The 5,943-nt window shown below is 68.9% G+C and carries 7 protein-coding genes and 1 tRNA gene; 7 read left to right on the forward strand and 1 reads right to left on the reverse strand.

From position 1 onward, the window contains the following. On the forward strand, window positions 1-194 hold a 194-nt coding region (locus DBR34_RS21625; protein WP_219928210.1), incomplete at its 5' end, for a hypothetical protein. A gap of 145 nt (window positions 195-339) precedes the next feature. Then, window positions 340-1,770: a sugar porter family MFS transporter gene (locus tag DBR34_RS04510; RefSeq protein WP_128095886.1), complete on the forward strand. Its 1,431-nt coding sequence runs from the start codon at window positions 340-342 to the stop codon at window positions 1,768-1,770. A gap of 152 nt (window positions 1,771-1,922) precedes the next feature. Here DBR34_RS04510 and DBR34_RS04515 read toward each other — a convergent pair. Continuing rightward, a tRNA-Glu gene (locus tag DBR34_RS04515) sits at window positions 1,923-1,997 on the reverse strand. A 44-nt stretch (window positions 1,998-2,041) separates the two neighbouring features. Here DBR34_RS04515 and pcnB point away from each other — a divergent pair. From pcnB to DBR34_RS04540, 5 genes are read left to right on the forward strand one after another with little or no spacing between them, the layout of a single operon-like run. After that, a complete protein-coding gene (pcnB, locus tag DBR34_RS04520) occupies window positions 2,042-3,421 on the forward strand; it encodes a polynucleotide adenylyltransferase PcnB (RefSeq protein ID WP_181393899.1) in 1,380 nt (459 codons plus the stop codon). Between the two features lie 3 nt (window positions 3,422-3,424). Then, the gene (folK, locus tag DBR34_RS04525) at window positions 3,425-3,913 is read left to right on the forward strand and encodes a 2-amino-4-hydroxy-6-hydroxymethyldihydropteridine diphosphokinase (protein ID WP_128095888.1); all 489 of its coding nucleotides are present in this window, start codon (window positions 3,425-3,427) and stop codon (window positions 3,911-3,913) included. 31 nt (window positions 3,914-3,944) lie between these two features. Continuing rightward, entirely contained in the window at window positions 3,945-4,760 is an 816-nt protein-coding gene (panB, locus tag DBR34_RS04530; protein WP_128095889.1) for a 3-methyl-2-oxobutanoate hydroxymethyltransferase, read from the forward strand. After that, window positions 4,757-5,599, forward strand: coding sequence for a pantoate--beta-alanine ligase (gene panC / locus DBR34_RS04535; RefSeq protein WP_128095890.1), 843 nt, complete (start codon window positions 4,757-4,759; stop codon window positions 5,597-5,599). Before panB ends, panC begins: the two co-directional genes overlap by 4 nt. Window positions 5,600-5,618: 19 nt before the next feature. After that, a complete protein-coding gene (locus tag DBR34_RS04540; protein ID WP_128095891.1) occupies window positions 5,619-5,936 on the forward strand; it encodes a DUF5076 domain-containing protein in 318 nt (105 codons plus the stop codon). Window positions 5,937-5,943 lie beyond the last annotated feature (7 nt).

Genomic DNA, 5,943 nt, shown 5'->3' on the forward strand with positions numbered 1-5,943 from the left:
GTGGCCGGCGCGCGTTCAAGGCTCATCGCGACACCTCCTGCGACATCGGCACCCTCGGCGTGGTGCTGCAGCGGGATGCGCCGATCCGGCGGATGTTGATGGGCATGGGTGGGCGCTCCTCGACGATACCGCGCCACGCCCGGGAGTGGGGAGGGCGGCGAGGCGGGCATGGTCGCAGTGGAGGGCGCCGGTGATCAACCGGTTGCCGAGCCAGGCAACGACCTGTCGCCCGGGCGGGCCGTGGTCGAACCGCCGCCCAGCAGGCGCAAAAGGTATGAGAACCTGTCCATTCCTGCCTGCTGTGGTGTCGGACAGCGCCCCTTCTACCCAGGTATTCCCATGACCCGTGCTTCGCTCAGCAGTACCCGCGCCGGCAGCGGCGAGAACACCGGCTTCATCGTCCTGATCAGCTGCGTGGCCACCATCGGCGGCTTCCTGTTCGGCTTCGACAGCGGCGTGATCAACGGCACCGTCGATGGCCTCAAGGACACCTTCCAGTCCAGCTCGGCCGGGATCGGCTTCGAGGTGGCCTCGATGCTGCTCGGCTGCGCGATCGGCGCGTTCTTCGCCGGCCGCCTCGGTGACCGGCTGGGCCGCCGCGGCGTGCTGATCATCGCCGCGGTGATGTTCCTGTTCTCGGCCCTGGGCGCCGGTGCGGCGCACAGCTCCACGGTGTTCATCATCGCGCGGGTGATCGGCGGGGTCGCGGTCGGCGCGGCCAGCGTGATGTCGCCGGCCTACATCGCCGAGGTGGCCTCGGCCCGGTACCGCGGCCGGCTGGCCACGGTGCAGCAGATCGCGATCATCAGCGGGCTGTTCTGCGCCTTCATGAGCAACTACCTGTTGGCCAAGGCGGCTGGAGCGTCCACCGAGTCCCTTTGGCTGGGCCAGGCGGCATGGCGCTGGATGTTCTGGATGCAGGCCCTTCCTTCGCTGCTGTTCCTGGGGTTGCTGCTGGTGATCCCGGAGAGCCCGCGCTTCCTGATGGTGAAGGGCCGCCGGGACCAGGCCCTGGCGGTGTTGACCCGGCTGTACGGTGCGCCAGAAGCGCAGGCCAAGATCCGCGAGATCGAGGGCTCCCTGGCCCAGGACCAGCACCGGCCCACCTTCGCCGACCTGGTCAGCAGGAGCACCGGCAAGCTGCGTCCTATCGTGTGGGTCGGCATCGGCCTGGCGGTGTTCCAGCAACTGGTCGGCATCAACGTCGTCTTCTACTACGGCGCGGTGCTGTGGCAGGCGGTGGGCTTTTCGGAGAATGACGCGCTGCTGATCAACGTGTTGTCCGGGGCGCTCAGCATCGGGGCCTGCCTGGTGACCGTGGTGCTGATCGACCGCATCGGCCGCAAGCCGCTGCTGTGGATCGGCTCGGTGGGCATGTCGCTCGCGCTGGCGCTGGTCACGTTCGCCTTCGCCAGCGGCTCGCTGGATGCCGGCGGCACGCTGCAGCTGTCCGACGGCATGGGCGTGCTGGCGCTGGTGGCGGCCAATGTCTACGTGGTGTTCTTCAACATGTCCTGGGGCCCGGTGATGTGGGTGATGCTGGGCGAGATGTTCCCCAACCAGATCCGCGGCTCGGGGCTGGCGGTGGCCGGCGCGGCGCAGTGGACGGCCAATTTCGCCATCACGGTGTCCTTCCCGGTTCTGCTGGGCAGCATCGGCCTGGCTGCGGCCTATGGCATCTATACGGTGGCCGCGGTGCTGTCGGTGTTCTTCGTGCTGCGCCTGGTCAAGGAGACCAAGGGCAAGGAACTGGAGCAGATGGAGGGCTGAAGGGGCGCCTGACCGGGCTGAGCGGGGCGGCCGGTGCAGCGGGCCGCGCGTGTTCCCCGCTGCGCGCCTGGCAGGGCAGGGACCGGCGGTCCTGGGCCTGGAACGCAAAAAACCCCGCCGTGGCGGGGTTTTTGGCTTCCGTGCAGCGCGACTGGTGCTCCCTAGGGGACTCGAACCCCTGTTTTAGCCTTGAGAGGGCCACGTCCTAACCATTAGACGAAGGGAGCAGGCTTTGTCGCGAACTGCGCAGCGCGCTAGTATATGGACCTAGATGCCATTGGGCAATCCCGAAAACTCAACCGGAAGCGCCAACATCAATTCTTCTGCTACATCACCGTTCAGCCTGCGCGTGATTCCGCGCGACCAGCACACCATCTCCCGCAAGGACATCAGCCCCAACGCGTTGCGCGTGTTGTACCGGCTGCGTGATTCCGGGTTCGCTGGCTACCTTGTAGGGGGCGCCGTGCGCGACCTGCTGGTCGGAGGCAACCCCAAGGACTTCGACGTGGCCACCGATGCCACCCCGGAACAGGTCAAGGCGCTGTTCCGCAACTGTCGCCTGATTGGCCGCCGCTTCCGGCTGGCACATGTGGTGTTCGGTCGCGAAATCATCGAAGTGGCCACCTTCCGCGCGAACATCGACGATGGCAGTGGCGACCGCGAGATGGAAAACGGCATGCTGGTCCGCGACAACGTCTACGGCAGCATCGAAGACGACGCGATCCGCCGTGACTTCACCTGCAATGCCTTGTATTACGCCATCGAGGATTTCTCGGTGCGCGACTACACCGGCGGCTTCGAAGACGTCCAGGCGCGCCTGATGAAGCTCATCGGCGACCCGGAAAAGCGCTACCAGGAAGACCCGGTGCGGATGCTGCGCGCGGTGCGCCTGGCCGCCAAGCTCGGCTTCCAGATCGACGACGCCAGCGCCGAGCCGCTGCCGCGGCTTGCCGGCCTGCTGGCCGAAGCCGCGCCGGCGCGGCTGTTCGAGGAAGTGCTCAAGCTGTTCCTGTCCGGGCACGGCGTGGCCAGCTTCGAAGGCCTGGAGCGCTACGGCCTGCTCGATGTGATGTTCCCCGAGAGTGCCGCCGCACTGCGCAGCAACCGCAGCGGTGCGTTGCGCCGCATGGTCATCGAAGGCCTGCACAACACCGACCTGCGCGTGGCCAACGATGAGCCGGTGTCGCCGTCGTTCCTGTTCGCGCTGCTGCTGTGGCCGGCGTTCTGCCGCGCCCTGGCCAGCCTGCAGAAGCAGGGCGTGGCGCTGGAAGAGGCGCAGCGTCGCGCCGCCGACCGGGTCACCCTGCACCAGCTGACCACGATCGCGCTGCCGCGCCGCTTCTCGCTGCCGATGCAGGAGATCTGGCTGCTGCAGGGGCGCTTCGGCTCGCGCCAGCGCAAGCGCGTGATCCGTACCCTGACCCATCCGCGCTTCCGCGCCGCCTACGACTTCCTGGTGTTGCGCCAGGTGGCCTCCAGCGAGCACAGCGCCGATGTCGAGTTCTGGCGCGAAGCGCAGCTGCAGTCCGGCCCGGAGCTGGATTCGGCGCTGGACGCGGCGCATGGCGAGGGCGAAGTCGACGAAGACGGCGCGCCGCGCAAGCGTCGCCGCCGGCGCCGTCGTCCGGGCGGGGCCGCCACGGGCGAGTAAGACGTGACCGCTGCCTGCATTGGATTGGGCGCCAACCTGGGGGACGCCGCGCAGACCCTGCGCGATGCGTTCCAGGCCTTGGCGGGGTTGCCGCGCACCACGCTGCGCGCGCGCTCGCCGCTGTACAGCACGCCGGCCTGGGGCAATGAAGACCAGCCGGCGTTCGTCAACGCCGCCGCGCTGCTCGACACCGCGCTGGACGGTCCGGAACTGCTGGAGGCGCTGCTGGGCATCGAGCGTGATTTCGGCCGGGTCCGCGCGCCGGGCGTGCACTGGGGGCCGCGGACGCTGGACCTGGACCTGCTGCTGTTCGGCGAGGACATCATCGACCTGCCGCAGCTGAAGGTCCCGCATCCCCACCTGCACGAGCGCGCGTTCGCGCTGCTGCCGCTGGCCGACATCGCCGCCGATGCGGTGATTCCCGGTCACGGCCGTGTGCGGGATGCTGTGATGCGGGTCGAGGCCTGCGGGATCGCGCCAATAGGGGGATAATGCGGGGCTTATCGCCACCGGTTATCAGCTCATGAGTACCCACGCAGACAGCAAGCCCTGGACCGTTCCCGCCCTGGCCGAGGCCAAGCGCAACGGCCAGAAGCTGGTGATGTTGACCGCCTACGACGCCGGGTTCGCGCGTGCGTTCGACGCCAACGGCGTGGACCTGATCCTGATCGGCGACTCGCTGGGCATGGTGGTGCAGGGGCATGATTCGACCCTGCCGGTCACCACCGACGACATGGTCTACCACACCCGTGCCGTGGCCCGCGTGCTGCAGCGGGCGCTGCTGGTGGCCGACCTGCCGTTTGGCGCCGACGCCACCCCCGAGCGCGCTCTGGATGCCTCGCTGCGCCTGCTGCAGGCGGGCGCGGAGATGGTCAAGATCGAAGGCGCCGGCTTCAAGCTGGACATCATCCGCTACCTGGTCGAGCGCGAGATCCCGGTCTGCTCGCACCTGGGCCTGACCCCGCAGTCCGTGCTGCGCCTGGGCGGCTACCGCGTGCAGGGCCGGGGCGATGCCGCCCAGCAGCTGCGCGACGACGCCAAGGCCGCGGTCGAGGCCGGTGCCACCCTGATCGTGCTGGAGTGCGTGCCCACCCCGGTGGCCACCCAGGTCACCGCCGACGTGTCCGTGCCCACCATCGGTATCGGCGCCGGCCCCGGCTGCGACGGCCAGGTGCTGGTGCTGCATGATTTCCTCGGCCTGGACAGCGGCCATCGCCGGCCCAAGTTCGTCAAGGATTTCCTTGCCGACGGCGGGTCGGTCGCCGGTGCTGTCCGTGCCTACGCCGACGCCGTGCGCGACGGCTCCTTCCCCGACGCAGAACACGCCTACGCCTCATGATCGAAACCGTCACCGAACTGTCCCGCCTGCGCGCCGTCGTCAACGGCTGGAAGCGCGAGGGCCTGCGCGTCGCGCTGGTCCCCACCATGGGCAACCTGCATGCGGGTCACTATTCGCTGGTCACGCTGGCGCGGCAGTACGCCGACCGCGTGGTCTCCAGTGTCTTCGTCAATCCGACCCAGTTCGGCCCCAACGAAGACTTCACCCGCTACCCGCGCACCCCGGAAGCCGACACCTCCGGGCTGGAGCAGGCCGGTTGCGATGTGCTGTGGCTGCCCACGGTCGAATCGATGTACCCGTTCGGCATTGAACTGGCGGCCAGCGTCAACGTGCCGGGCATCAGCGGCCTGCTGGAAGGCGCCCACCGCCCGGGCCATTTCGATGGCGTGTGCACGGTGGTCTCGCGCCTGTTCAACCAGGTGCAGCCGGACGTGGCCGCCTTCGGCAAGAAGGACTACCAGCAGCTGGCGGTGATCCGCCAGATGGTGGAAGACCTGGCCTTCCCGATCCAGATCGTGGGCGGGGACATCGTGCGTGAAAGCGATGGCCTGGCCATGAGCTCGCGCAACCAGTACCTCAACGCCGACCAGCGCCCGGTCTCGACCACCATCCACCAGGTGCTGCTGGGCATGCGCGAAGGCTTCATCGCCGGCAAGACCCGCAGCCTGATCGAAGCCGACGCCACCGCCGCCCTGCAGGCGGCCGGGTTCCAGGTGGACTACGCCGTGGTGCGCAAGCCGGACCTGTCCGAGCCGGCCGACGCCAATGACGGCACCCGGGTGGCCCTGATCGCCGCGCGCATCGGTACCACCCGGTTGATCGACAACCTGGAGTTCTGAGGGCGCCCCCGCACAGCCGATGAACGAACGCCCCATACCCCCGGCCGCGCTCGCCGACGACCATGCCGTGGAGATGCTGCGGGTGTGGGTCGCCGCGCGCGGCCTGCACTGTTCGATGAAGATCGGCATGCACGAACCGTCGCTGGGCATTGCCGAGGAGCGGGCCTGGGGGATGATCCTGGCCGACACCGCCCGCCACCTGGCCGAGGGCATCGCCGGCCTGCGCGGCAGCGCCGACGCGGCCGCCCCGCTGGAGGCGATCATCGCCCACTTCCTGGCCGAGGTCGGCAAGCCGGCGGGCCCGGTGAGCGGCGGTGGGGCCGACGGCGACGCCTGAGGCGGGC

It is taken from the genome of Stenotrophomonas sp. HMWF003 (assembly GCF_003061285.1).
GTDB classification, from domain to species: Bacteria; Pseudomonadota; Gammaproteobacteria; order Xanthomonadales; family Xanthomonadaceae; genus Stenotrophomonas; species Stenotrophomonas maltophilia_AP.